This window comes from Rhodococcus sp. IEGM 27, from assembly GCF_033142305.1.
In the GTDB taxonomy this organism is placed as follows: Bacteria; Actinomycetota; Actinomycetes; order Mycobacteriales; family Mycobacteriaceae; genus Rhodococcus_F; species Rhodococcus_F oxybenzonivorans.
Map to the genome: position 1 here is coordinate 1,262,293 of NZ_JAWLSG010000001.1, position 23,482 is coordinate 1,285,774.

The 23,482-nt window shown below is 66.0% G+C and carries 25 protein-coding genes; 11 read left to right on the forward strand and 14 right to left on the reverse strand.

The features are described from left to right. The first annotated feature begins 61 nt into the window (after nt 1-61). Nucleotides 62-1,036 carry a D-2-hydroxyacid dehydrogenase gene (locus R4P95_RS05960; protein ID WP_317743879.1) on the forward strand — a complete coding sequence of 325 codons (975 nt, stop codon included), beginning with the start codon at nt 62-64 and terminating at the stop codon, nt 1,034-1,036. Between the two features lie 35 nt (nt 1,037-1,071). Continuing rightward, a complete protein-coding gene (locus R4P95_RS05965; RefSeq protein ID WP_317743880.1) occupies nt 1,072-2,442 on the forward strand; it encodes an amidase in 1,371 nt (456 codons plus the stop codon). A gap of 88 nt (nt 2,443-2,530) precedes the next feature. Here R4P95_RS05965 and R4P95_RS05970 read toward each other — a convergent pair whose 3' ends face one another. Together R4P95_RS05970 and R4P95_RS05975 are read right to left on the reverse strand one after the other, a co-directional pair. After that, entirely contained in the window at nt 2,531-3,025 is a 495-nt protein-coding gene (locus R4P95_RS05970; RefSeq protein ID WP_109326674.1) for a DUF3830 family protein, read from the reverse strand. Nucleotides 3,026-3,092: 67 nt separating this feature from the next. Further along, entirely contained in the window at nt 3,093-4,334 is a 1,242-nt protein-coding gene (locus tag R4P95_RS05975) for an aspartate aminotransferase family protein (protein WP_213574017.1), read from the reverse strand. Between the two features lie 117 nt (nt 4,335-4,451). Between R4P95_RS05975 and R4P95_RS05980 the strand changes: the two genes are divergently transcribed. Next, nucleotides 4,452-5,900 (forward strand): NAD-dependent succinate-semialdehyde dehydrogenase, encoded by a 1,449-nt coding sequence (locus R4P95_RS05980; protein ID WP_317743881.1) that lies wholly within the window; start codon nt 4,452-4,454, stop codon nt 5,898-5,900. A gap of 24 nt (nt 5,901-5,924) precedes the next feature. Here the strand turns inward: R4P95_RS05980 and hsaB are convergent, their stop codons facing one another. Genes hsaB through hsaA form a run of 4 tightly spaced genes read right to left on the reverse strand, consistent with a single transcriptional unit; the run spans nt 5,925 to nt 9,446 of the window. Beyond that, nucleotides 5,925-6,512, reverse strand: a complete 588-nt coding sequence (hsaB, locus tag R4P95_RS05985) for a 3-hydroxy-9,10-secoandrosta-1,3,5(10)-triene-9,17-dione monooxygenase reductase subunit (protein ID WP_317743882.1) — start codon at nt 6,510-6,512, stop codon at nt 5,925-5,927. After that, complete coding sequence (hsaC, locus tag R4P95_RS05990; protein WP_317743883.1) at nt 6,509-7,411, reverse strand: iron-dependent extradiol dioxygenase HsaC; 903 nt, start codon at nt 7,409-7,411, stop codon at nt 6,509-6,511. The genes hsaB and hsaC overlap by 4 nt, the downstream gene beginning before the upstream one ends. Beyond that, nucleotides 7,411-8,289 carry a 4,5:9,10-diseco-3-hydroxy-5,9,17-trioxoandrosta-1(10),2-diene-4-oate hydrolase gene (gene hsaD, locus R4P95_RS05995; RefSeq protein ID WP_213574023.1) on the reverse strand — a complete coding sequence of 293 codons (879 nt, stop codon included), beginning with the start codon at nt 8,287-8,289 and terminating at the stop codon, nt 7,411-7,413. Before hsaD ends, hsaC begins: the two co-directional genes overlap by 1 nt. Before the next feature lie 8 nt (nt 8,290-8,297). Further along, nucleotides 8,298-9,446, reverse strand: a complete 1,149-nt coding sequence (hsaA, locus tag R4P95_RS06000) for a 3-hydroxy-9,10-secoandrosta-1,3,5(10)-triene-9,17-dione monooxygenase oxygenase subunit (RefSeq protein ID WP_201453588.1) — start codon at nt 9,444-9,446, stop codon at nt 8,298-8,300. Nucleotides 9,447-9,662: 216 nt separating this feature from the next. Between hsaA and R4P95_RS06005 the strand changes: the two genes are divergently transcribed. The 3 genes from R4P95_RS06005 to R4P95_RS06015 all read left to right on the forward strand — a co-directional run bounded on the left by R4P95_RS06005 (nt 9,663) and on the right by R4P95_RS06015 (nt 11,735). Beyond that, nucleotides 9,663-10,838, forward strand: a complete 1,176-nt coding sequence (locus tag R4P95_RS06005; protein WP_317743885.1) for a Rieske 2Fe-2S domain-containing protein — start codon at nt 9,663-9,665, stop codon at nt 10,836-10,838. Nucleotides 10,839-10,840: 2 nt separating this feature from the next. Further along, nucleotides 10,841-11,188, forward strand: coding sequence for a hypothetical protein (locus R4P95_RS06010; protein ID WP_159919100.1), 348 nt, complete (start codon nt 10,841-10,843; stop codon nt 11,186-11,188). Nucleotides 11,189-11,357: 169 nt separating this feature from the next. Continuing rightward, a complete protein-coding gene (locus R4P95_RS06015; RefSeq protein ID WP_213574027.1) occupies nt 11,358-11,735 on the forward strand; it encodes a VOC family protein in 378 nt (125 codons plus the stop codon). A 60-nt stretch (nt 11,736-11,795) separates the two neighbouring features. Here R4P95_RS06015 and dmpG read toward each other — a convergent pair whose 3' ends face one another. From dmpG to R4P95_RS06030, 3 genes are read right to left on the reverse strand one after another with little or no spacing between them, the layout of a single operon-like run. Beyond that, on the reverse strand, nt 11,796-12,824 hold the full coding sequence (gene dmpG, locus R4P95_RS06020; RefSeq protein ID WP_159926855.1) for a 4-hydroxy-2-oxovalerate aldolase: 1,029 nt from the start codon (nt 12,822-12,824) through the stop codon (nt 11,796-11,798). 5 nt (nt 12,825-12,829) lie between these two features. Then, nucleotides 12,830-13,732 (reverse strand): acetaldehyde dehydrogenase (acetylating), encoded by a 903-nt coding sequence (locus R4P95_RS06025; protein WP_213574029.1) that lies wholly within the window; start codon nt 13,730-13,732, stop codon nt 12,830-12,832. An 11-nt stretch (nt 13,733-13,743) separates the two neighbouring features. Further along, nucleotides 13,744-14,529 carry a 2-keto-4-pentenoate hydratase gene (locus R4P95_RS06030; protein WP_213574031.1) on the reverse strand — a complete coding sequence of 262 codons (786 nt, stop codon included), beginning with the start codon at nt 14,527-14,529 and terminating at the stop codon, nt 13,744-13,746. Between the two features lie 214 nt (nt 14,530-14,743). On the opposite strand from R4P95_RS06030, the gene R4P95_RS06035 reads away from it, so the two are divergent. After that, nucleotides 14,744-15,610 (forward strand): MaoC/PaaZ C-terminal domain-containing protein, encoded by an 867-nt coding sequence (locus tag R4P95_RS06035; RefSeq protein ID WP_213574033.1) that lies wholly within the window; start codon nt 14,744-14,746, stop codon nt 15,608-15,610. Between the two features lie 162 nt (nt 15,611-15,772). Next, on the forward strand, nt 15,773-16,297 hold the full coding sequence (locus tag R4P95_RS06040; RefSeq protein ID WP_109326649.1) for a C40 family peptidase: 525 nt from the start codon (nt 15,773-15,775) through the stop codon (nt 16,295-16,297). Here R4P95_RS06040 and R4P95_RS06045 read toward each other — a convergent pair. From R4P95_RS06045 to R4P95_RS06065, 5 genes are read right to left on the reverse strand one after another with little or no spacing between them, the layout of a single operon-like run. After that, the gene (locus tag R4P95_RS06045; protein ID WP_213574035.1) at nt 16,276-16,599 is read right to left on the reverse strand and encodes a hypothetical protein; all 324 of its coding nucleotides are present in this window, start codon (nt 16,597-16,599) and stop codon (nt 16,276-16,278) included. The two genes, R4P95_RS06040 and R4P95_RS06045, sit on opposite strands and share 22 nt — an antisense overlap. Then, nucleotides 16,596-17,828 (reverse strand): DUF58 domain-containing protein, encoded by a 1,233-nt coding sequence (locus tag R4P95_RS06050; protein ID WP_213574037.1) that lies wholly within the window; start codon nt 17,826-17,828, stop codon nt 16,596-16,598. Before R4P95_RS06050 ends, R4P95_RS06045 begins: the two co-directional genes overlap by 4 nt. Further along, entirely contained in the window at nt 17,825-18,781 is a 957-nt protein-coding gene (locus R4P95_RS06055) for a MoxR family ATPase (protein ID WP_317743887.1), read from the reverse strand. The genes R4P95_RS06050 and R4P95_RS06055 overlap by 4 nt, the downstream gene beginning before the upstream one ends. After that, on the reverse strand, nt 18,778-19,260 hold the full coding sequence (locus R4P95_RS06060; RefSeq protein WP_109326645.1) for a hypothetical protein: 483 nt from the start codon (nt 19,258-19,260) through the stop codon (nt 18,778-18,780). The genes R4P95_RS06055 and R4P95_RS06060 overlap by 4 nt, the downstream gene beginning before the upstream one ends. Beyond that, nucleotides 19,242-20,240: a DUF4129 domain-containing protein gene (locus tag R4P95_RS06065; protein WP_317743888.1), complete on the reverse strand. Its 999-nt coding sequence runs from the start codon at nt 20,238-20,240 to the stop codon at nt 19,242-19,244. The genes R4P95_RS06060 and R4P95_RS06065 overlap by 19 nt, the downstream gene beginning before the upstream one ends. Nucleotides 20,241-20,504: 264 nt before the next feature. Here R4P95_RS06065 and R4P95_RS06070 point away from each other — a divergent pair, with 264 nt between their 5' ends. The 3 genes from R4P95_RS06070 to R4P95_RS06080 are packed head-to-tail and all read left to right on the forward strand — an operon-like array spanning nt 20,505 to nt 23,415. Next, nucleotides 20,505-20,888, forward strand: coding sequence for a phage holin family protein (locus tag R4P95_RS06070; protein ID WP_213574044.1), 384 nt, complete (start codon nt 20,505-20,507; stop codon nt 20,886-20,888). Nucleotides 20,889-20,927: 39 nt separating this feature from the next. After that, entirely contained in the window at nt 20,928-21,212 is a 285-nt protein-coding gene (locus R4P95_RS06075) for a DUF1490 family protein (RefSeq protein ID WP_159919087.1), read from the forward strand. A gap of 1 nt (nt 21,213) precedes the next feature. Then, nucleotides 21,214-23,415, forward strand: coding sequence for a cation-translocating P-type ATPase (locus R4P95_RS06080; RefSeq protein ID WP_317743889.1), 2,202 nt, complete (start codon nt 21,214-21,216; stop codon nt 23,413-23,415). Nucleotides 23,416-23,482 lie beyond the last annotated feature (67 nt).

Genomic DNA, 23,482 nt, shown 5'->3' on the forward strand with positions numbered 1-23,482 from the left:
GGCAACGCCTGAGCCTTTTCGGATTGTTGACAATCATACGAGCTACTCTTACGGTGTCAACGTGAGTCGAAAACCGATCGTCGCGGTGCTCCATGCGCAGGTCCTGCCGCGGAACGACCTCATGGCGCCGGTCGACTCGCGCGCCGAGGTTCGCTACACGGACGAGGCCGGGTTGGCTCGTGCGCTCGACGGTGCCGACGTCTTGTTCCTCTACGACTTCCTGAGCGGCGCCGTCCCGGCAGCATGGCACGCGGCCGACTCGCTGCAATGGCTCCACATCGCCGCCGCCGGGGTAGACCCGGTGATGTTTCCCGAGGCCCGCGACAGCGACGTCACCATCACCAATTCACGGGGCGTGTTCGACGGCGCCATCGCCGAGTACGTGCTGGCGCAGATCCTTTCGTTCGCCAAGGACCTTCCGGGATCCTTACGGTTGCAGCAGTCCCACACCTGGAAACACCGGGAGTCCGAACGGATCGCGGGGCGCACCGCGTTGATCGTCGGCACCGGTCCCATCGGACGTGCGGTGGCCCGACTGCTCCGTGCTGCCGGAATGACAGTCCGCGGATCGGGGCGCCGGGGGCACGAATCCGATCCCGACTTCGGCGTCGTTCTGCCGGCGGACGACCTGCCCGCACAGCTCGCCGACGCCGACTACGTCGTCGCAGTGGCGCCGCTCACCGAACAGACGCGGCACATGTTCTGCTCCGAGACTTTCGCGGCGATGAAGCCAGGGGCACGGTTCGTCAACGTCGGCCGCGGCGAGCTCGTCCGCACCGATGACCTGGTCGAGGCGCTGCGGTCGGGGACGATTGCCGGCGCCGCACTCGACGTGTTCGACTCCGAACCGTTGCCGGCGGACCACCCGTTGTGGGACATGCCGAATGTCTCGATCACGCCACACAATTCGGGTGATTTCGCCGGGTGGCGCGATGCGCTGGTTACCGTGTTCACCGACAACTTCGAACGATGGGTCGCGGGGCACCCCCTCGAGAACGTCGTAGACAAGCAGCTCGGGTACGTCCCGAGCCGCTGAAGCAGGGGCCGACCGTCCAGGATGAAGGAGTCTCCATGAATCCCACCGACATGACCGCCGTCGAACTGGTCACGGCCTACTCGTCCGGAGAGCTGTCGCCCGTAGAGGCAACGCAGGCGATTCTCGACGCCATCACCGAGCGTGACCGTGACATCAACTCGTACTGCCTCGTCGACGCGGAACGAGCTCTCGCCCAGGCGAAGAAGTCGGAGGAGCGCTGGAACACCGGCTACTCCAAGGGCCTGCTCGACGGCGTTCCGATCTCGATCAAGGACATCTTCCTCACCGACGGATGGCCGACGCTCCGCGGTTCCCAGGCGATCGACGAGGATCAGCCGTGGAATGTGGACAGTCCTGTCGCGGCCCGGCTCCGCGAAGACGGGATGGTCTTTCTCGGCAAGACCACCACTCCCGAGATCGCGTGGAAAGCTGTCACCGACAGCGCCCTGTGCGGTATCACCCGCAACCCCGCCGATCCGACCAAGACGGCCGGTGGCTCCTCCGGGGGCAGCGCGGCAGCAGTGGCAGCCGGTCTCGGCCCCTGCTCGGTGGGCACCGACGGCGGCGGGAGCGTGCGCATTCCGGCGTCGTTCTGCGGGGTCGTCGGCTTCAAACCCACGCACGGGCGGATTCCACTGTTCCCGGCGAGCCCGTTCGGCCCGCTGGCACACGCCGGTCCCCTCACCCGCACCGTGGAGGACGCCGCCCTCCTGATGGACATCATGTCGCTGCCCGACCCCCGCGATCCCACGTCACTCGCACCCTTCCCCACCACTTTTCGCGGTGAGATCGGCCGCGACGTCGTCGGACTCGGTGTCGCCTACTCGCCGACACTCGGCTACGTCACCGTCGATCCGGAAGTGCGGGCGATCGTCGATCGGGCGGTCCGGTATCTCGACTCGGCCGGTCTTCCGGTCACAGCAGCCGATCCGGGATTCACCGACCCCCTCGACGCTTTCGAACTCCTCTGGGCGGCCGGCGCGGCCGCCATGTTGAAGAACTTCCCCGAAGGCGCGCGCGACAAGGTCGATCCCGGGCTGGCACGGGTGTGGGAGCGCGGCGAGACGTTCAGCGCCGTCGACTATCTCGACGCACGGGCGGTTGCCGCGGACGTCGGCATCACGATGGGCAAGTTCCACTTAAACCACAACGTGTTGCTCACGCCCACCGTCCCCATTCCCGCATTCGAGGCCGGTTACGACGTTCCTCCGGGCAGCGACCTCACCAGTTGGCCCCAATGGACCCCGTTCTCCTACCCGTTCAACCTGACGCAGCAGCCGGCGATCAGCATCCCCGTGGGCAAGACCGCCGCGGGACTACCTGTCGGGCTGCAGATCGTCGGACCGCGGCATTCGGACGACCTGGTACTCGCAGTCGCGCGGTTCGCCGAGCACGTACTGGGCTGAATTCGATCCGCGGACCTTCGCAGCGCGCCGCACCTTCCTCAACCGGCGCGATGCGTACGGAAGGTCCGCGGATCGAGTTCCCGCGACCTCAGGCCCGGGCAAAGCTCATTGTTTCGCCCTCGACTCCGCGCATCCACAGGTCGTTACACGCCGCCGCCAATTCGGGGAGGCCGTCCTCGATGGCGGCGAATACGTTGCCCGGCACCCATCCGACGTCACCGTTGAGCAGTAGGTTGTTGCGGCCGTAGAAGATCGCCAGGTCGGTGGCACCCTGTTCGGCGTGTGCCTCCGAGCCGGGTTCGTACCCGTAGGCGGAGTTCCCGATCTCCCAGGGTTCGAAGTCGAAAAGGCACACGTCGCCAGGAATCGGTGTGACGGTCGGGTTCTCGCGGTGCGGCGCCGCGGTGATGCGCGGGATCAGGGTGTACACCTCGTTCCGGGCGTACTTGGCATGGTAGGCGTCCCCGCTCTGCGGAAGCGCGTTCCACACCGCGTCGCAGGTGCGCGGGGCGTCGTCGTCGAGAAGTCGGGCGCGGCACGTCACGCCGCGCTTGTCCAGAGTGATGGTGATGTAGCGAGCCACGTTTCCTCCTTCGTAGCCCCTGTGAGTACTTATTAACAGCGGGCGGTTGATAAGTACTCACAGGGGGTTACACCTCGTCGAGCACCTCGGACCAGATCGCGAGCGCGTCTTCGACCTGCTGCTCGGACACGATGAGCGGTGGGACCATGCGTACCACGTTCATGTGGGCGCCGCAGGTCAGCAGGAGCAGGCCCTTCCGAGCGGCCAATTGCTGGGCTGCGGTCGCCGTCGCACGGTCCGGTGTTCCGTCGGGCGCGGTGAATTCACTACCGACGAGCAGTCCCAGTCCCCGAACGTCCCCGACGCCCGCACCGGCGGTGCGGCGAGCACCCTCGAGGAGCTGCGCCCCTCGCTCCGCAGCGTTGGTGACAAGCCCCTCCTTCTCGATCACCTCGAGCGTCGCGATCGCGGCAGCGCAGGACACGGCGTTGCCGCCGTACGTTCCGCCCTGCGAACCCGGCCATCCCTTGGCCATGAGTTCGGCCGACGCCGCGATTCCCGACAACGGGAACCCGCTGGCGAGGCCCTTGGCGATGGTGATGATGTCGGGCCGGACGTCGAAATGCTGATGCCCGAAGAACTTGCCGGTGCGGCCGAATCCGGTCTGAATTTCGTCGATGACGAGGAGGATTCCGTACCGGTCGGCGCGCTCGCGCAGTCCGTGGAAGAACGTCGTGTTGCCGGGCACGTAGCCGCCCTCGCCGAGTACCGGCTCGACCACGAATGCCGCCGTCTCGTTCGGCGCGGTGAGCGTGGCGAAGATGTAGTCCAGTTCCTTCAGCGCGAAGGCCGTGGCTTCTTCCTCCGACCAGCCGTAGCGGTAGGCGTTGGGGAACGGGGCAACGTGCACACCGCCCATCAGTGGGCTGAACCCGGCCGAGAACCGGGTGCCCGAGGTGGTCATCGTCGCCGTCGCCACGGTGCGGCCGTGGAAGCCACCGTGAAAGACGATCACGTTCGGCCGGCCGGTCGACTGACGGGCGAGGCGCAGCGACGCTTCCACTGCCTCACTTCCCGAGTTCGCGAAGAACAGCGAGTCGAGGTTCTCGGGCAGCACCGCGCCGAGCCGCTCCGTGAGTTCGAGCAACGGCTGGTGCATGACCGTCGTGTACTGGCCGTGGATGAGCGAGCCGACCTGCCGGCGGGCAGCCTCGACGACGTGGGGGTGGCAGTGGCCGGTGCTGGTTACCCCGATTCCCGCGGTGAAGTCGAGGTAACGGCGGCCGTCCGTGCCGTAGAGGTAGCACCCTTCACCGTGATCGACCGTCACGGGTGTGGCTTGTGCGAGCAGCGGAGATAACCGAGTCACGAGAACCCTCCCACGCGTAGATGCCGCCGTCGTGCCGCAGCATTTGCATTGTCAGATTGTTGACAATCTGTATATCATGGGCGGCATCACTTCGGCAACGGAGAATGGGGAAGAAACATGCTCGAGGAAGCAGCAATTCGTTCGGTCCAGACCGGTCTCTTCATCGGCGGGAAATGGCGTGACAGCGCCCGCACCATGCCGGTCCACGACCCGTCGACCGGACAGATCCTGTGCACGGTCGCCGATGCCGACGCCGCGGAGGCCCGCGAGGCGCTCGACGCGGCGGTGGCGGCGCAGCCGTCGTGGGCCGCAACCACTCCCCGCGAACGCAGCACCATCCTCATGAACGCGCACCGCCTGCTGCTCGACAACACCGATCGGCTCGCCCTCGTCATGACCCTCGAGATGGGCAAGCCGCTGGCCGAGGCGCGCGGCGAAATCGCCTACGCCGCCGAGTTCTTCCGGTGGTTCGCCGAGGAAGCAGTCCGTATCGACGGCGGTTACATGACCGCACCCGGAGGTGGGTCGCGATTCGTGGTGACCCGGCAGCCCGTCGGACCGAGCCTGCTCATCACTCCGTGGAACTTCCCCATGGCGATGGGGACCCGCAAGATCGGGCCGGCCATTGCTGCCGGATGCACGTCGGTGATCAAGCCCGCCGCGCAGACTCCACTCTCCATCCTCGCCCTCGCCGACATCCTCACCGAAGCCGGACTGCCCGACGGTGTGGTCAACGTGGTGACCACCTCTCGACCGGACGAGGTGATCAGTCCCCTCATCCTCGACGGCCGCGCCCGCAAGCTGTCGTTCACGGGATCGACCGCGGTGGGCAAGCACCTCCTCGAACTGTGCGCGCGCACGGTGATGCGCACTTCGATGGAACTCGGCGGGAACGCGCCGTTCCTCGTCTTCGACGACGCGAATCTCGACGACGCCGTCGACGGAGCCATGGCGGCGAAGATGCGCAACATCGGCCAAGCCTGCACGGCCGCGAACCGAATTCTCGTGCACAGTTCGGTCGCCGAGGAGTTCACGCGCAAGCTCACACAGCGGATGGAGGCACTGCCCGTCGGGCGCGGTACCGAGGACGGCGTCGTGGTCGGACCGCTGATCGACGAGGCCGCTGTGGCGAAGGTGAGCGCTCTCGTCGCAGACGCGGTCGGGCGCGGCGCCTCCGTTCTGACCGGTGGCGAACCACTCGACCGCCCAGGCAACTTCTACCCGGCGACCGTGTTGACGGGCGTGCCGGACGACGCCGAGATGTGCCACAACGAAATCTTCGGGCCCGTGGCGGCGATCAGCACCTTCGACACCGAGGCGGAGGCGATCGAGCGGGCCAACGACACCCCGTACGGGCTGGTGGCCTACGTCTACACCGAGAACCTGAAACGCGGGTTGCGAGTAGGGGAAGCTCTCGAAACGGGGATGGTGGGCCTCAACCAGGGAGTCGTGTCCAACCCGGCGGCACCGTTCGGCGGGGTGAAGGAATCCGGGCTGGGCCGCGAGGGTGGGCTCACCGGCATCGACGAGTTCCTCGAAACCAAGTACATCGGAGTCGCGATGTGAGTGCGACTCCGGCCGGCAGGTGCCCTACAGCCAGGTGTCTTCCGACGACGTCGTGAGAAAAGCCTCGAGGTCGTCACGCCACGGCGCAGGCACGGTCTTGTCGGGTTCGATGCCCGTGTACTGCCCGCGGTAGAACAGCAGGGGTCGCTCCTCGCGGATCTCGCTGAGCGAAGACACGCGGCCGAACACCACCCAGTGATCGCCGCCGTCGTGCACGGTCTCGAGTGTGCAGTCGATGTGGGCGAGGGAACCGGTGAGAATGGGTGAGCCCAGCGGCGACTCCGTCCAGTCGATCCCGGCGAACTTGTCCGGGTCGCGGGACCCGAATCGCGCACACGTCGACTGCTGCTCCTCGGCGAGCACGTTCACACAGAAGACACCACTGCGTTCGATGGCCGCCCACGACCTCGACGTCTTGGTGGGACAGAACAACACGAGCGGAGGCTGGAGGGACAGCGCGGCGAAGGACTGGCACGCGAAACCTACCGGTGTGCCGTCATCGGTCGTGGTGATGATGGTGACGCCCGTACAGAACTGACCCAGCACCGTGCGGAACCGGCGCGGGTCGATCGCCTGCTCCGCGAGGTCCGCACTGTCCGCCCTCTCGCTCACGACTGCATCCCGACACCGAAGTCGTGACCCCACAGACTGACCGCCGTGCTCTCTCTCGCTACCCAGCTCTCGTCTTCGACCTGTCTTCCCTCGCAGCCGAACTCGATGTCGAAGCCGCCTGGGGTCTTCATGTAGAACGAGAGCATGAGGTCGTTGACGTGGCGGCCGAGGGTCGCCGACATCTTCACCTTCTTCCGCAGTGCGCGGTCGAGGCACAGCCCGACATCGTCGGAGTTCTCCACCTCGATCATGAGGTGCACGATCCCGCTGGGCGTGGGCATCGGCAGAAACGCGAGGCTGTGGTGGCGCGGATTGCAGCCGAAGAACCGCAGCCACGCCGGTTTCCCGTCGGCCGGCCGCCCGACCATCTGCGGCGGCAATCGCATGGAGTCGCGCAGACGGAACCCGAGGACGTCGCGATAGAAGCGCAGCGAAGCGTCGTCGTCGGTGGTGGAAAGGACGACGTGGCCGAGCCCCTGTTCGCCGGTGACGAATTTGTGCCCGTAGGGGCTGACCACGCGGCGGTGTTCAAGGGCCGCACCGTGGAATGCCTCCAGTGTGTTGCCCGACGGGTCCTCGAAGGTGATCAACTCGTCGACCCTGCGGTCCTGCATTTGCTCGGCCGTTCCCTCCTTGAAGGGCACGCCTGCCGTCGAGAGGTTGTTCCGGACCTGTTCGAGCTCTGCGGCATTCGCAGTTTCCCATCCCGACACCGACAGTCGGTCGTGGTCGCCGGGGAAGATGACGAGCCGAGCCGGGAAGTCGTCCATTCGTAGATACAGGGCATCGGTGTTGCTGCCTTTCCCCTCGACCATGCCCAGAACTTTGAGTCCGTACTCACGCCACGCGGCCATGTCGGTGGCTTCGATACGCATGTATGCCAGTGACCGAATACCCATCACTTGCCCCCGTCCAGGAGGAAATCGGCTGCCAATCGGTTGAATTCGTCGAACTTCTCGAGCTGCGCCCAGTGCCCGCACCCACCGAAGACGTGCAGTTGCGCGCGCGGGATCAGCTTGAGTGCCACCAGCGCCCCGTCGAGCGGATTGACCCGGTCCTCTCGTCCCCAGATCAACAGGACCCGCTGACGGAGCTTGTACGCGTCCCGCCACAGCATGCCCTGCTCGAAGTCCGCGGAGGAGAACGACTTCCCCATCGCCTTCGCCGCCGCGAGCGACTCCGGGGTACTCGCTGCGGCGAAGCGTTCCTCGACCAATTCGGGGGTGATCAATTTCTGGTCGAACACCATGATGCGCAGAAACGCCTCGAGGTTTTCCCGGGTGGGCTCGTAGCTGAACTTGCCGAGGTTTTTGACGCCCTCGGTCGGGTCGGGGGCGAACAGGTTGACGCTCAACCCACCCGGGCCCATCAGGACGAGACGTCCTGCGCGATCGGGATAGTCGAGAGCGAACCGCACTGCGGCACCGCCACCGAGGGAATTGCCGAGCAGGTGGACGCGTCCGCTGATGTCGAGGGTGTCGAGCAGATCGTTCAGCGCCGAGGCGCTGTGCACGAAGTACTGCGGGTGCTCGGTGGGCTTGTCAGACAACCCGTAACCCGGTTGATCGACCGCCAAGACGTGGAACTTCTCGGCAAGAACCGGAATGTTCCTCGCAAAGTTCGACCATGACGACGCGCCGGGCCCACCGCCGTGCAGCAGCACGATCGTGGGGCCGTTCCCGACGCCGGCCTCGTGATAGTGCAGTCTCAGGTCGGGCCGTACCTGCGCGAACTTCGACGTGGATTCGAACGTGAGGGCTTCCTCGGTCGTCGTCACGTGTTCTCCTAAACCATCGTGTCCGTGATCGGCAAACCGAATTCACCGGTGCCGTACATGACGTAGGCCCGCTCGGGATCATTCGCCGCGTGCACGCGTCCGGCATGAGCATCCCGCCAGAAGCGTTGCAACGGTGTGCCGTTGGCCAGCGCCGTGGCACCGGAACTCTCGAACAGCTTGTCGATCGACGAAATGGCCCGGCCCGTGGCGCGTACCTGGTCACGTCGCGCGCGGAGACGGAGCTCGAAAGGCACGTCGCGCCCCGCGAGAAGACACGCGTACTCGTCGGCCACATTGCCCGACAGCTGCCGCCAGGCGGCGTCGATGTCGCTGGACGCCTCGGCGATCCGGACCTTGGCGAACGGATCGTCCTTTGCCTTCTCACCGGCGAATGCTGCGCGGACACGCTTGCCCTGATGCTCGACGTGTGCGTCGTACGCGCCGTAGGCCATACCGACGATCGGAGCGGAAATCGTGGTCGGATGAATCGTCCCCCACGGCATTTTGTACACCGGGGCGGTGTTCTGCTCGAGCCCGGGAGCTGTCAGGTTGCTCATCGCCTTGAAACTCAGGAAGCGGTGGCGGGGAACGAACACGTCCTTCACCACCACCGTGTTGCTGCCGGTTCCCCTCAGTCCCACCACGTTCCACACGTCGTCGATGCGGTAGTCCTCGCGGGGAATGAGGAAGCTGCCGAAGTCGACCGGCCGCCCGTCCTTGATGACCGGACCACCGAGCACTGCCCAGCTGGCGTGATCACACCCGGACGACCATGCCCAGGCACCGTTCACCGTGTAACCACCGTCGACCACCTGGCCGGCGCCCATCGGGGCGTAGGAGGACGAGATGCGCACATCGGTGTCCTTGCCCCACACGTCTTCCTGCGCCTGCTGGGTGAAGAGGCCGAGATGCCAGTTGTGAACTCCGATGATCGACGAGACCCATCCGGTGGAGCCGCAGGCACTCGCGATCTTCCGCACCGCGGAGTAGAACAGCACCGGATCGGCCTGGAAGCCGCCCCACTGCTCCGGCTGAAGCAGTTTGAAGAAGCCGGACTCCTGGAGTGCCTTGATCGATTCGTCGGGGATGCGACGTAGATCCTCGGTTTCCTGCGCACGCTCGCGCAGTGTCGGCAGTAGCGCCTCGAGCCGCTGCATCACCTCGTGACTGTCATGGTCACCCACAGGACGCTCCTGTCTCGTCGATGGTTCACTCACTCTCTGAGACTAGAACACGTTCCCATTTCTGTCGAGACTCGGGCAAAGACGCAGTTCGACGGCTCAGCGCTCGAAGAAAGCCACTCGAAATCTGGCAAATCGTGGGGAACTTCTATAACGTGTTCTACTGACAGCATGAAGGGATGTGAGGGCACAATGGCGCAGATTCGCGAGATCGATGTAGGCACTGTCCAGACCCGCTTCGCGCGTGGTTGGCACTGCCTCGGCTTGACCAAGACATTCAAGGACGGCAATCCGCATTCGGTCCTGGCTTTCGGCACCAAGCTCGTAGTCTTCGCCGACAGCAAAGGCGAACTGAAAGTTCTGGACGCCTACTGCCGCCACATGGGCGGCGACCTCTCCCAGGGCTCGGTCAAGGGCGATTCCGTCGCGTGCCCGTTCCACGACTGGCGCTGGGGTGGCAACGGCAAGTGCACGAGCATTCCCTACGCACGCCGGGTGCCGCCGATAGCGCGCACGCGGTCGTGGACCACGCTGGAGCGGAACGGGCAGCTCTTCGTCTGGAACGACCCCGAGGGCAATCCGCCGCCAGACGAGGTGACCATCCCCCGGATCGACGGCGCATACAGCGACGAATGGACCGACTGGACCTGGAACTCGATGCTGATCGAAGGCGCCAACTGCCGCGAGATCATCGACAACGTGGTCGACATGGCGCACTTCTTCTACATCCACTACGCATTTCCGACGTACTTCAAGAACGTCTTCGAAGGCCACATCGCGACCCAGTACCTCAACACGAAGGGTCGCCCCGACGTGGGGATGGCGACGCAGTACGGCATGGAGTCGCTGCTGCGCTCCGAGGCCGCGTACTACGGGCCGTCCTACATGATCAATCCGCTGTGGAACAGCTACGGCGGGTACGAGGTCGAGAGCGTCCTCATCAACTGCCACTATCCGGTGACGAACAATTCGTTCATGCTCCAGTACGGCGTCACCGTCAGGAAGCCGACCGGCATCGACGACGACACCGCCGACAAGCTGGCGGCCAAGTTCACCGAGGGCATCGCCGAGGGCTTCCTACAGGACGTCGAAATCTGGAAGAACAAGACGAAGATCGACAACCCCCTGCTGTGCGAAGAGGACGGCCCGGTCTACCAGCTGCGACGGTGGTACGACCAGTTCTACGTCGATGTCGCCGACGTCACCGAGAAGATGACGCAGCGTTTCGAGTTCGAGGTCGACACCACCAAGGCTAACGAAGCCTGGCAGCACGAGGTGGAGGAGAACCTGGCCCGGCAGAAGGCCGAGCGAGAGGCCGCGGAACAGACCGTGAGCGCCGGCTCCGAGAACAAGGAAGCGCAGGTCTGATCATGAGTGCCTCGACCGAATGGGCCAAAGCTCCCGACTACGCCGGGCAACCCGCTCGGCTCGAGGCCATTCATGCGCAGACGATGGCCGACAAGGCCAACTACCTCGACGACGGAATGAACGAGGTCGAGTGCCGCACCTGCGGCACCTGCGTCCTGGTGCGCAAGAACAGTCTCAAACACACCAGCGTCCAATGGACGAGCGACCCGGCGAAGACGTGTCCGACGTTTCGCGACCGGGCCGCGGAGGGGCAGCCCACCGCCCTTCAGGACGGCTGCCCGCGGCTGTGGGACAGCATCAACCACGCGGTGATGGAGGGGTTCATCGACGTGCGCGATCACCTCGAGTAGCCGTCCGCTTCCCACCCTGCTCTCGCCCGATGTGACAGGGGTGCAGTTCGACTGCGCCCGACGGCACATCGGGCGAAGCTGTGTGGACCCCTTTCGCCTGCGAACCCGGCGACTTACGCTGAAACGTGCCGTCGGACACGGCGGTTTTCCGCCGAACCGGAGGCAACCCATGACAGGCCGAATCGTGCATTTCGAACTTCCATTCGACGACGGTGAGCGCGCCCGCGCGTTCTACCGTGACGCGTTCGACTGGGCAATCGCCGAGATCCCGGAGATGGACTACAGCATGGTCACCACGGGACCGGTGGGCGAGAGCGGAATGCCCACCGAGCCCGGGTTCATCAACGGCGGCATGATGCAGCGCGACGAGGTGAAATCCCCCGTCGTCGTCGTCGACGTCGAGAGCATCGACGCCGCACTGGAGAAGGTCGAATCCCTCGGCGGGAAGACGGTCACCGGCAGGACACCCGTCGGCACGATGGGGTTCGCCGCCTACTTCACCGATACCGAGGGCAACGTCGTCGGACTCTGGGAAACGGCCCACTGACCTGTGAGTACTTATTAACCTGCGGCGGTTAATAAGTACTCACAGGCGGCGTAGCCGCACTCACAGGCGCTCTTTTTGCAGCTCCAGCGCGATGTCGATGAGCTGATCTTCCTGCCCACCGACGAGCTTGCGCTTGCCTGCGCGGACGAGGAGTTCGGCGGACGAGACGCCGTACCGCTCGGCTTGCCGTTCGGCATGCTTGAGGAAGCTCGAGTACACGCCTGCGTACCCCATCATCAGCGCCTGGCGGTCGAGGAGACACTCGGCAGGCATCGCCGGCCGGACCACGTCCTCGGCGGCGTCGGCGATCGCGAAGAAGTCGATCCCGGTCTTGACGCCGATCTTGTCGCACACTCCCACGAACGCCTCGACGGGGGCGTTGCCGGCACCGGCGCCGAACCGTCTTGTGCTGCCGTCGATTTGCTTAGCTCCCGCGCGCACCGCGGCGATCGAGTTGGCCACTCCGAGACCGAGGTTCTCGTGGCCGTGGAACCCCACCTGCGCGTCCGACCCCAGTTCCTGCACCAGCGCTTCGACCCGGTCGGACACCTGCTCGAGGACGAGGGCACCGGCCGAGTCGACGACGTAGACGCACTGACATCCGGCGTCCGCCATGATCCGCGCCTGCTTGGCGAGCTTCTCCGGCGCAATGGAGTGGGCCATCATGAGGAAGCCGACGGTTTCGAGGCCGCGCTCGCGGGCCAGTCCGAAGTGCTGGATCGAGACGTCCGCCTCGGTGCAATGGGTCGCGATCCGGCAGATCGACGCGCCGTTGTCCTGGGCGACGATGATGTCGTCCTTGATCCCCAGACCAGGCAGCATCAGAAAGGCGATTTTCGCGTTCTTCGCCGTGTCGACGGCGATGGAGATGAGTTCCTGCTCGGGCACCTTGGAGAAGCCGTAGTTGAACGACGAACCGCCCAATCCGTCACCGTGAGTGACCTCGATGACGGGCACTCCCGCATTGTCGAGGGCACCGACGATCGCCCGCACCTCGTCACCGGTGAACTGATGACGCTTGTGGTGCGAGCCGTCCCGCAACGACGTGTCGGTGACGCGAATGTCCCAGCTGGGATCGAAATGGACCATCGTGCTCACGCCTCCACGCTCAGGAGCTTCTGGGCGATCTCTTCGCCCACCTTGGTTGCCGCTGCGGTCATGATGTCGAGGTTGCCCGCGTACGGGGGCAGGAAGTCGCCTGCGCCCTCGACCTCGACGAACGTGGTGACCGTGGCCTGTCCGCCGGACACGACGCTGGGGTCGTCGAATTGCGGTTCGTTGAGCAGCCGGTAACCGGGGACGTACTGCTGGATGTCCGCGACGACGCGGTGGATGGAATCGGTGATGGCGGCCCGGTCGGCATCCTCGGGGATCGCGCAGAAGATCGTGTCGCGCATGATCATCGGCGGGTCGGCCGGGTTCAGGATGATGATGGCCTTGCCGCGCTGCGCTCCGCCGATGGTCTCGATGCCACGGCTGGTGGTCTTGGTGAACTCGTCGATGTTGGCGCGGGTGCCGGGGCCGGCGGAAACCGACGCGACCGAGGCGACGATCTCGGCGTAGGGCACGGACACCACCCGGGACACCGCGTACACGATCGGGATGGTTGCCTGCCCCCCGCAGGTGATCATGTTGACGTTGGGGGCACCGAGGTGTTCACGCAGGTTGGCCGGCGGAACGACGGCGGGCCCGACCGCGGCCGGTGTCAGGTCGATCGCCCGGATGCCTGCTGCCTCGTATCGGGGCGCTGCCTCGCGGTGCACGTAGGCGGAGGTCGCCTCGAACACCAGGTCGGGCTTCTCCGGCTGGTTCAGCAACCAGTCGACGCCCTCGGCGGACGTCTCCAGACCCAGCTTGCGCGCGCGGGCGAGGCCCTCGCTGTCGGGATCGATGCCGATCATCCATCGCGGCTCGAGCCACTCGGATCGCTGCAATTTGTAGAGCAGATCGGTGCTGATGTTGCCCGACCCGACGATCGCCACACTTGCCTTGGTCATGAATACAACTCCTACTTGAACTGCAGAGAGACGGTTCCGAGTCCACTGAACTCGGCTCGAAAGTGATCGCCGGGACGAGCGTCGATGGCGCGGGTGCACGAACCGGGAAGCACGATGTCGCCGGCTTTCAACCGGACGCCGAAACTGTCGACCTTCCGCGCCAGCCAGGCGACGGCCGTCACCGGGTTGCCGAGCACCGCGTCGCTGCGGCCCTCGGCGATCAGCTCACCGTTGCGGGTCAGGACGGCGTCGATGGCCTTGATGTCGATGTCGGACGGGCGCACCCGGTCGGTGCCGAGCACGAACCCTGCGGAAGACGCATTGTCGGCGATGGTGTCGGCCAGGCCGATCTTCCAGTCCTTGATGCGGCTGTCGATCAACTCGATGGACGGCGCGTACGCCACTGTGGCATCGACTACGTCCTGCTCGGTGCAGTCCACTCCCGGAAGATCGGCGCCTAGGACGAAAGCCACCTCCACCTCGACCCTCGGGTAGCAGAACCGAGCCGTGTCGACGGGTTGGTCCTCGAACACCTCCATGTCGGCGAGCAGATGTCCGTAGTCGGGTTCGTCGACACCCATCATCTGCTGCATGGCGAGAGACGACAGACCTACCTTGTGCCCGACAACCTTCGCGCCGTGCTGTTTCCGACGGCGGATGTTGATCAACGCGATCTCGTAAGCGTCGACGACGTCGATGTCCGGATGGGCGGCAGTCAGGGGCCCGACGGGAACGCGACTGCGCTCTGCGGCGTCGAGCTGATCGGCCAACTCGGTGCGTAGTTGGTTCGAGAGCATGTTCTGTGTGCCTTCCCTGAAAACTGACGTGAGTGCGCACGCCCGGAACCTCGAGGCCACGTGTTCTCGTTCGGTGCGCTGTCGTCCCCGACACTTCCTGGCAGTGAGAATGGACCGACAACCCCATCATTCTATAACGTGTTCTACATGAGCAAGCACGAATCCGACACGGTGGTCGCAGCCATCCCCCTCACACAGAAGAGGGACGCCTCCCATGCCCATTGACCCGAATATCGCCATCGGCGCCGAACTGCCCACGCTCGAGTTCGCCTGGACCGCGTCCGACGTGCAGCACTACCATCTCGCCCTCGGTGCGGGTTCCCGTCCGCTGGATGAGAAAGAGTTGCGCTACCTCACGGACCGCACCCCTCAGGTGCTACCTACTTTCGCGACGGTCGCGGCCAATTTTCATGCCGTCGACGCTCCGCAGGTGTCCTTCCCCGGTGTCGACATCGATCTCGCGAAAGTGGTCCACGGCAGCCAAGAGGTGACCGTGCACCGGCCGCTTCCACCGGAGGGTAAGGCTCGCACGACAACCCGCATCGCGGAGGTGTGGGACAAGGGAAAGGCCGCGGTCATCGTCCAGGAGTCGGCCACCACCGACGTCGACGGTGTGCCCCTCTGGACCAGCCGCTCGTCCATCTTCGCCCGCGGCGAGGGTGGATTCGGCGGCGAGCGCGGGCCGTCGCAGTCCGTCGGGTTGCCGGACCGCCCGTCCGACGCCGACGTCGACATTCCTGTGCTGCCGCAACAGGCGTTGATGTATCGAATGTGTGGTGACCGCAATCCCTTGCATTCCGATCCGCAGTTCGCGGCCGCCGCCGGTTTTCCGGCGCCGATTCTTCATGGGCTGTGCACCTACGGGATGGTGTGCAAGGCGGTGGTCGACACGATGCTGGACTCCGACGCGTCGCTGGTCGCGGGCTTCCGAGCACGATTCGCAGGTGTGGTGTTTCCCGGCGAGACGTTGCACGCCCGCATCTGGAAAGAGGCCGGGCTCCTGCTGATCTCGGCCACCGTTCCCGAGCGTGATCACGCCCATGCCCTGGCCGACGTGGTGCTGACCATCACCGAGCGGTGACGGGCCGGGACCGTGCCAGCGCTTCGGCGCGGATATCAGCAAATGCCAAGCACACTCGCGCGACACTTTGTACGCTTCCCGTGACGCAACATGGGCGTATACCGCCGGGGGAACAGGTGGTACACGCCTTCCACGGAGCAGGAGCAAACGAAGGGGGACTCCGTGTCTCAGCGCAGGCATCTTCCCGTACGACGCGCAGTGGTAGCGGGAGCACTGACCTTCTGCGCGGCCGCCCTGACGGCGTTCCCCTCCCATGCGGCACCGGTCGCCGGCAGCGCCGACAGTGGAAGCACAGCGGGCAGTTCCAGCGGATCCGCGATTCTTCCCACGCCGATTCCGACGCCCACCGGTCTCGCCGCGCTGGCGGCAGCCGTCACCCAGACCGGTAAGCCCTACCTCTGGGGCGGAACGGGCCCGGATGCCTGGGACTGTTCGGGACTCGTGCAGTGGGCATTCCGGCAAGCGGGAGTCAGGCTTCCGCGCACCACATGGGAGCAGGCCGAGGTCGGCGCCCGGATTCCGTTGTGGGCTCTGGCCCCCGGCGACATCGTGGTTCTCAATCCGGATGCGTCGCACATCGGTATCTATGCCGGCTTCGGCCAGGTCTTCAACGCCTACGGACGCGGAGTGCCTGTGGGCCTTGCCCCGCTGTCACAGTTCCACATCTACAGCATCCGCCGATTCTGAGCGGTGCTGCGTTTCCGAACGTAGGGAGCCGCGGCGATGCAGAACAACACCACTACGGCAACCGGTCCGAGCAACGACCACCATCGCGGACCCACCGGGACCGTGGTGACGAGGTAAGCAGTAGCACCCGCCACTGCCGCACACGCCATCAGCGTCCGGAATCCGGGTGCCGGTCCCGCGAACGCGACGAGAAGCAGCGCGGTTGCCGCGATACCCGCCGTCGCGGCTGCCAGAACGGACGCATCGCCCAGGACGAGTGCGACCATCGCTCCCTGCACTGCCAGAACTGCGGCCCACTTCACCTGGCCACCCCCTGAGGGCGCTGGGCTCGATCCGCAAGAGTAAGGGCGAGATCTAATGCCGAGTCGTCTTCCCACGCGACCACGGGGACACCCAGAACGCTCATGTTCCGGTACATGTTCCGTCGTTCGAGCTTCCACATCCGGGCGGACATCTGATCGAGTTCGACCTCGAACGGCGGACCTCGCAGTACGTCGACGGCGACGACGACGTGGCCCCGGCGGCGCAGCTCGAGCAGCGACAGCGCGAAGTTGGTGTCGAGCATGGTGGAGAAGGCGATCACCACGGCAGTGGGTGGTAGCGCTGCCCGCGGAACAAGGGTGCCACCGGACGTGCCGCCGGCGTCCAGAACAGTGTCGAGGATGCGGTAGAACTGGCGACGCCCGATGTCGGCACCGAGCCATCGCAGGCGCGAGCCACTGACCACCACCCCGGCCCGATCTCCCCGTTGCAGTGCCGATTGCACCACCTGGGTGGCACCACGGACGGTGCGCTGCAGACTGTCCGCTGCGGGGCCGGGCGCCTGCGGCGTGGTGTCGAGCACTGCGACGACGTCGGCTGCGCGGTCCATGATGCGCTCCGTCACGTGCAGTCGCCCACGTCGGGCACTGACCCGCCAATTGATGCTTCGCAGTGGATCTCCCGGTGCATGCGGCCGGATGTCACCGAATTCGACGCCGGACCCGTACCGGCGGGTGCGGTGCGCTCCGATCCGGTCGGGAAGCGCGCGATGGGGCAGCGGGGTCGGCAGCGGCGGCGCCAGCGGAAATACCCGGAGTTCGGTCACGGGTACCTCGAGTGCTGCGCTGAGCAGACCTCCGCACGCCTGCGCGGTGATGTGCAGTGCAGGTTCGTAGCGACCCCACCGGTGGGCGGTGATCCGATACCCGTCGCCGACGTCGTCGACCGTGTAGCCGTCGGAGCACGCCGGCGACACGTCGAGCCGCGCGCCGCCGCCGACCGTCGTCACCTCGGCTGCGCACTGCACCGATTCCGATTCGAAGCACCGCAACGCGGGAGTGTCCGATCGGACGCGGATTCCGGTGGCCCGCGGCGGCAACCACACCACCGCGCCGAGAGCGCCGAGCATCGGTGCCGCGAAGGCGATCAGCTCCCACCAGCGGCCCACCACGGCGACCGTGAGCGCGACGGCCGCACAGGTCGCGAGGGTGCGGGCTGCGGGCGACGCCCGCCACGTCAGGTCGTGGCGAGTGAGAACGTGCTCGGTCATCGTGCCCTCGGCACGGGCAGCCGTCGGAGCAATTCGCTTAGGACATCCTCGCTGCGGACACGCCGCACCCACATTTCCGGTCGCAGACTGATCCGATGGGCGACCGCGGGGACTGCCAGCGCTTTTATGTCCTCCGGAATCACGAAATCGCGCCCCGCGAGGAGCGCCCGGGCCCGGGCCAACTGCACCAGGTCCAATTCGGCACGTGGGCTGGCCCCCACTTCTACCTGCGGGTGCTGCCGGGTGGCGTTCGCGAGAGCTACGACGTAGCCGAGGACGTCACGATGGACGCTGACCTCCTCGAGCGATTCGCGCATCGCCTGCAGATCCGCAGCGTCGACCACCTGCTGGACCACCACCGGAGCCGATCCCCGGTCGAGACGGCGTTGCAGCATCTCCTGCTCGTCCTTCTCGGTCAGGTACCCGAGCCGCAATCGCAGGGCGAAGCGATCGAGCTGGGCCTCGGGCAACGGATACGTGCCCTCGTATTCGATGGGATTGTCGGTGGCCAGCACGATGAACGGTCGCGGCAGGATCCGCGTCGTGCCGTCGACACTCACCTGCCCCTCTGCCATCGCCTCGAGCAGGGCAGCCTGGGTTTTCGGCGGGGTGCGGTTGATCTCGTCGGCCAGGAGAAGGTTGGTGAAGATGGGACCGGGACGGAACTCGAAGCGCCCTGACGGCATGTCGTAGATGGTGGCGCCGAGCAGGTCGGCAGGCAGCAGGTCCGGGGTGAACTGCACGCGGGTGAAGTCCAGCCCGAGTGCGGCCGCGAACGACCGGGCAACCAGAGTTTTTCCCAACCCCGGCAGATCCTCGATCAGTACGTGACCACCCGCGAGGACCGCGAGCAGTATCGACGTCAGTTCGTCGTGTTTCCCCACCACGGCCCGTTCGACTTCCGCCAGAACGGCCTGAGCGCGGGCGGTGGTCATCTGGGCGGGGAGGGTCATAGCAACTCCAGCCGTTGAAGTATCCGGTCGAGCACGTCGCGACCGGGGCCGGGTTCGGTCCGGTCGGAGCGGCGGACGTCGTCGGGGTCCACCCACTGCCACAGGTCACCGAAGAACACTCGCCCGGCGGCGGTAGTCGCGGCCGGGTCGACGCCCTTTCGCTGCCCGGTGGACTGTTGAAATTCGCGGGCAAGCAGTGGACGCAGATGGTGGTCCCAGTCTCCGCGGGTGCCGTCCGCCCAGCTGATCAGCGATTCCGTGCGCGTCAGCCAGCGGCTCATCGCCTCGGCCCGATCGGCTTCCGGACCCGCCACCACATCGTCGTCGTCCTCCTGCGACATCCGCCGCCGAACCTCGAAGAGCACGAGGGCGGTCACGGCCCCCGCCACCACGACCGCAACGTTGTCCCGGCCGGATACGACGAGTGGAATCTCCACGGCCAGTACTGCCGCGATCCCGATCACGGCAATGGCGAGCACGTGTTGCTCCCGAGGTCATTCGCACGGCGCTGCGCCCCGACATCGTCCAGCACGCGCCTGAGCAGGTCGACCGCCTCGGCGCGGTGACGTTCGCCCATCGGATGCCGGCTGAACCGGGCCTCGGCGAACAGACGAACCAACGGCGCTGCCGCCTCCGAGCGCAGCACACCGAGTTGCACTGCCCGGGCAAGCACTTCCGACGGCGTATCCGAATCTCGGGGTTCGGCGCCCGGCGCCCGCCGAAGGGCGTCTTCCATGGCGGCGTAGCTGGCGATGATGGCCTCCCGTGGCGGCATCTCCGTCGTGACGACCGCCGCGAGACCCTCCTCCGCCGCACGCACCAGCGACTCCGCCGCGGCCGAGGCGGTGTCGATATCGACCGGAGTCGGTACCTCACGGCCCACGACCACAGGGCGTCGGGCCGCCGCACCGAGTATGAGCAAGGTGACCAGCACGGGTCCGACTATGGCTGCGGCAGTCCATAGTTCGGCTCGATCGCTGCGGGCTTGCGCGCTGTCGGACGTGGGACGCAACTCCTCTGGCGGAGTGGCGTCGGACGGTGATTCGGAGTTGCCCCCGGACTCGGTGGCGGCCGGAACTTCCCGGGCCGGGGGCTCGTCGCCACCGGCGGAGCCGAGGAGATATGCGGCGATCACGAGGACACAGGCACCCGCCGTCCACGTGAGGATCTGTCTGCCCGACTTCGCAGAGAGTCCGCGCTCGACCGCATCGGCCGCCGACTCGTCGGGAGCCACCCGTGGGCGCCCACCTTGCAGAGCAGCCGCCAGCGCGATCGCCGCGATCACGACTGCGACGACAGCAATCACGATCAGTGCCCGAGTGGCACCCGGTCCCGGCTCGGGAGCGCTTCTCCCGGCATCCGAGTCGGGCACCACTCGGACGGCAAGCGTGACCGTCGCTACGGCCGCCAGCAGCGCGGCCGTGTAGATCGCTGCACCCGTCACACGGCGGTTCGACATGCCCCATCACTCCCGAAGTACCTCCCATCGTCGCACGTAGGCACCGGAACGGCAGGCATTCCTCCCGGATTCCGGCGGGGGCCGCGCGGCCGCTGGTCGGTTTCGCAGAGATCGTCAACTTGCCGCGAGACGTTCACGTGGGAGAGACAATGACGTATGTCAGAAACGGGCGGCCCTCGACCCCCGGCCGAACTGCTGATCCTTCACCGCGAGGACGTATTCCTGACCGTGATCCGTTGACCCTGCGACGCAAAGGATCGACTCATGATTCGATTTCTCCTCCGGGCCGTCGTCTTCCTCGGCTCGGCAGCGATCGGCCTTCTCGCGGCGGTGTGGCTGTTGCCCGAGGTATCGATCACCGCCGCAGGCTTCATCGGCACTGTGGTGCTTTTTGCGCTGGCGCAAAGCATCCTCGCGCCATTCATCACTAAATTGACCGAACGAAACGCTCCTGTGTTCCTCGGGGGAATCGGTTTGGTATCCACCTTCGTCTCGCTGGTGTTGGTCAACCTGTTCGGTGCCATGTCCATCACCGGGTGGCAGTCGTGGGTTTTCGCCACATTGATCGTGTGGCTCGTCACCGCTGTCGCCACCCTCGTCCTCCCGCTCATCTTCTTGCGCAACAGAGTCAAGGAACCGAAACACTAGTCTTCGTGCGATTTCGAGCTGTGAGTGCGACGATGGGTCATGGCCCTCCACATTCTGCTCGCCAAAGCTGCCTCAACCGTGGTCACCGGCGCTGTCGGTGTCGCCGCGTACAACGCGGCCCGCAAAGCGGTCGCGAAGGCGCCCTTCCACGAGACTGCGGTCACCGTGACCGCGTGGGGACTGCGTGGGACCCGGAAGGCGGAGGAGGGCGCGGAGTCGGCAAGGCTGAAGGTGGCCGACGTCATCGCCGAGGCCAAGGGCAGGATCGGCGAGGAAGTTCCCCCGCCGGCCGAGCCCGACACCGGTCACGGCCACACACACTGACATGTCCGCCGAGCCGGCCTCGCACATCTCGCACGATGTCGCAGTCCTGTCGGATGCGGCGGGCAGAATTCGCGTGCATCTGCCGTGGCTCCGCGCGAGTGTGGGACGGGCCGTCGCCCTGGAAGATTCGATAGAAAAGCTCGCCGGGGTGCGTGCCGTGCACGCCTATCCGCGGACCGCGTCGGTGGTGGTCTGGTATTCGCCGAAACGGCTCGATCGCACCGAGTTGCTCGACACCGTAGCCGCAGGCGAGGAGACCCCCTGGGCGCTGATCCCGGACCGCTCCCCTCGCTCGGCAGACGTCGGTAATGCCGACATCGTGCGGATGGCCATCGGCGGCGCCGCCCTGCTCGTGCTCGGAGTCCGCCGATACGGACTGCGCCGCGCACCGCTACTCGGCCCGACCAGCCGCGTGTTCGCCACCGGGGCGACCATCTTCACCGGTTACCCCTTCCTCAAAGGAGCACTCCGCACTCTGACCGGAAACCGCACGGCGGGCACTGACGCTCTGGTCTCCGCCGCGACGGTGGCCAGCCTGGTTCTCCGGGAGAACGTGGTGGCCCTGACGGTGCTGTGGTTGCTCAACATCGGGGAGTACCTCCAAGAACTCACCCTGCGCCGTACCCGGCGCGCCATCTCCGATCTCCTCAAGGGCACTCAGGACACCGCGTGGATTCGTCTGGCCGACCGCACCGAGGTTTCGGTGGACGTCGATTCGCTGCAGGTGGGGGACGAAGTCGTGGTCCACGATCACGTCGCGATTCCCGTGGATGGTGTCGTGGTGGAGGGTGAGGCGATCGTCGACCAGTCCGCGATCACCGGTGAAACGCTGCCGATCGCCACTTCGGCCGAACACGTCGTGCACGCGGGTTCGGTGGTGCTGCGCGGACGACTCGTCATCCGGGCCACCGCGGTGGGCAACGAAACCACGATCGGACGCATCATCTCGCAGGTCGAGCAGGCGCAGGAGCACCGCGCCCCGATCCAGACCGTCGGTGAAAATTTTTCCCGCCGTTTCGTGCCGGCATCTTTCGCCTTGTCCGCGCTGACCCTCGTCCTGACCCGCGATGTCCGCCGCGCCATGACGATGCTGTTGATCGCGTGCCCCTGCGCGGTCGGATTGTCGACTCCGACGGCGATCAGCGCCGCGATCGGCAACGGTGCCCGGCGCGGCATCCTGATCAAGGGCGGATCGCACCTCGAGCAGGCCGGATGCGTCGACGCGATGGTCTTCGACAAGACCGGCACTCTGACCATCGGTCGCCCCATCGTCACGAATGTGGTTGCCTTCGCCAAGGATTGGGAGCCGGAACGGGTCCTTGCCTATGCGGCGAGCTCGGAAATTCATTCCCGGCATCCACTCGCCGAGGCGGTGATCCGCTCGACCGAGGAACGGCACATCGTGATCCCACCGCACGAAGAGTGCGAGGTCCTCGTCGGCCTCGGTATGCGCACGTGGGCGGACGGGCGGACGCTACTCCTGGGCAGCGAAGGATTGCTGCGCGACGAGAACGTGCGCGTGTCGAAGCGCGCCGCCGACTGGGTACGCAAACTCCAGCAACGGGCCGAGACGCCGCTGCTGTTGGCGGTCGACGGCAAGCTGGTGGGGTTGATCAGTCTCCGTGACGAGGTGCGGCCCGAGGCGCTCGAGGTGTTGTCGCGGTTGCGGGCGGACGGTATCCGAAGAATCGTGATGCTCACCGGCGACCATCCGATGACGGCCGCGGCGGTGGCTTCGGAACTGGGCATCGACGAGTGGCAGGCCGAGGTGATGCCGGAAGACAAACTCGACGCGGTCCGCCGTTTGCAGGACGACGGGTACACCGTCGCGATGGTCGGTGACGGCACCAACGACGCGCCGGCGCTCGCCGCCGCGAACATCGGGATCGCCATGGGCCTGGCCGGTACCGACGTCGCCGTCGAAACCGCCGACGTGGCGCTCGCAAGCGACGACCTGCGCCGCCTCCTCGATGTCCGCGACCTCGGTGCCCACGCGGTCGCACTGGTCCAGCAGAACTACGCGATGTCCATCGCGGTCAATGCGATCGGCCTACTCGTCAGCGCCGGCGGCGCCTTGTCTCCCGTCCTCGCCGCCATTCTGCACAACGCCTCCTCCGTCGCCGTCGTCGCCAACAGCTCCCGCCTGATCACCTACGAGCTGCAACAACCCACCCGCCCTGGAGTCGGCAGCAGGTCCGCGTGAGATGTCCGGCAATGTTCTCATCTGCGACAAAATCGCTGCCACAGCCCCTTGCAGCACGCTGGGAGCG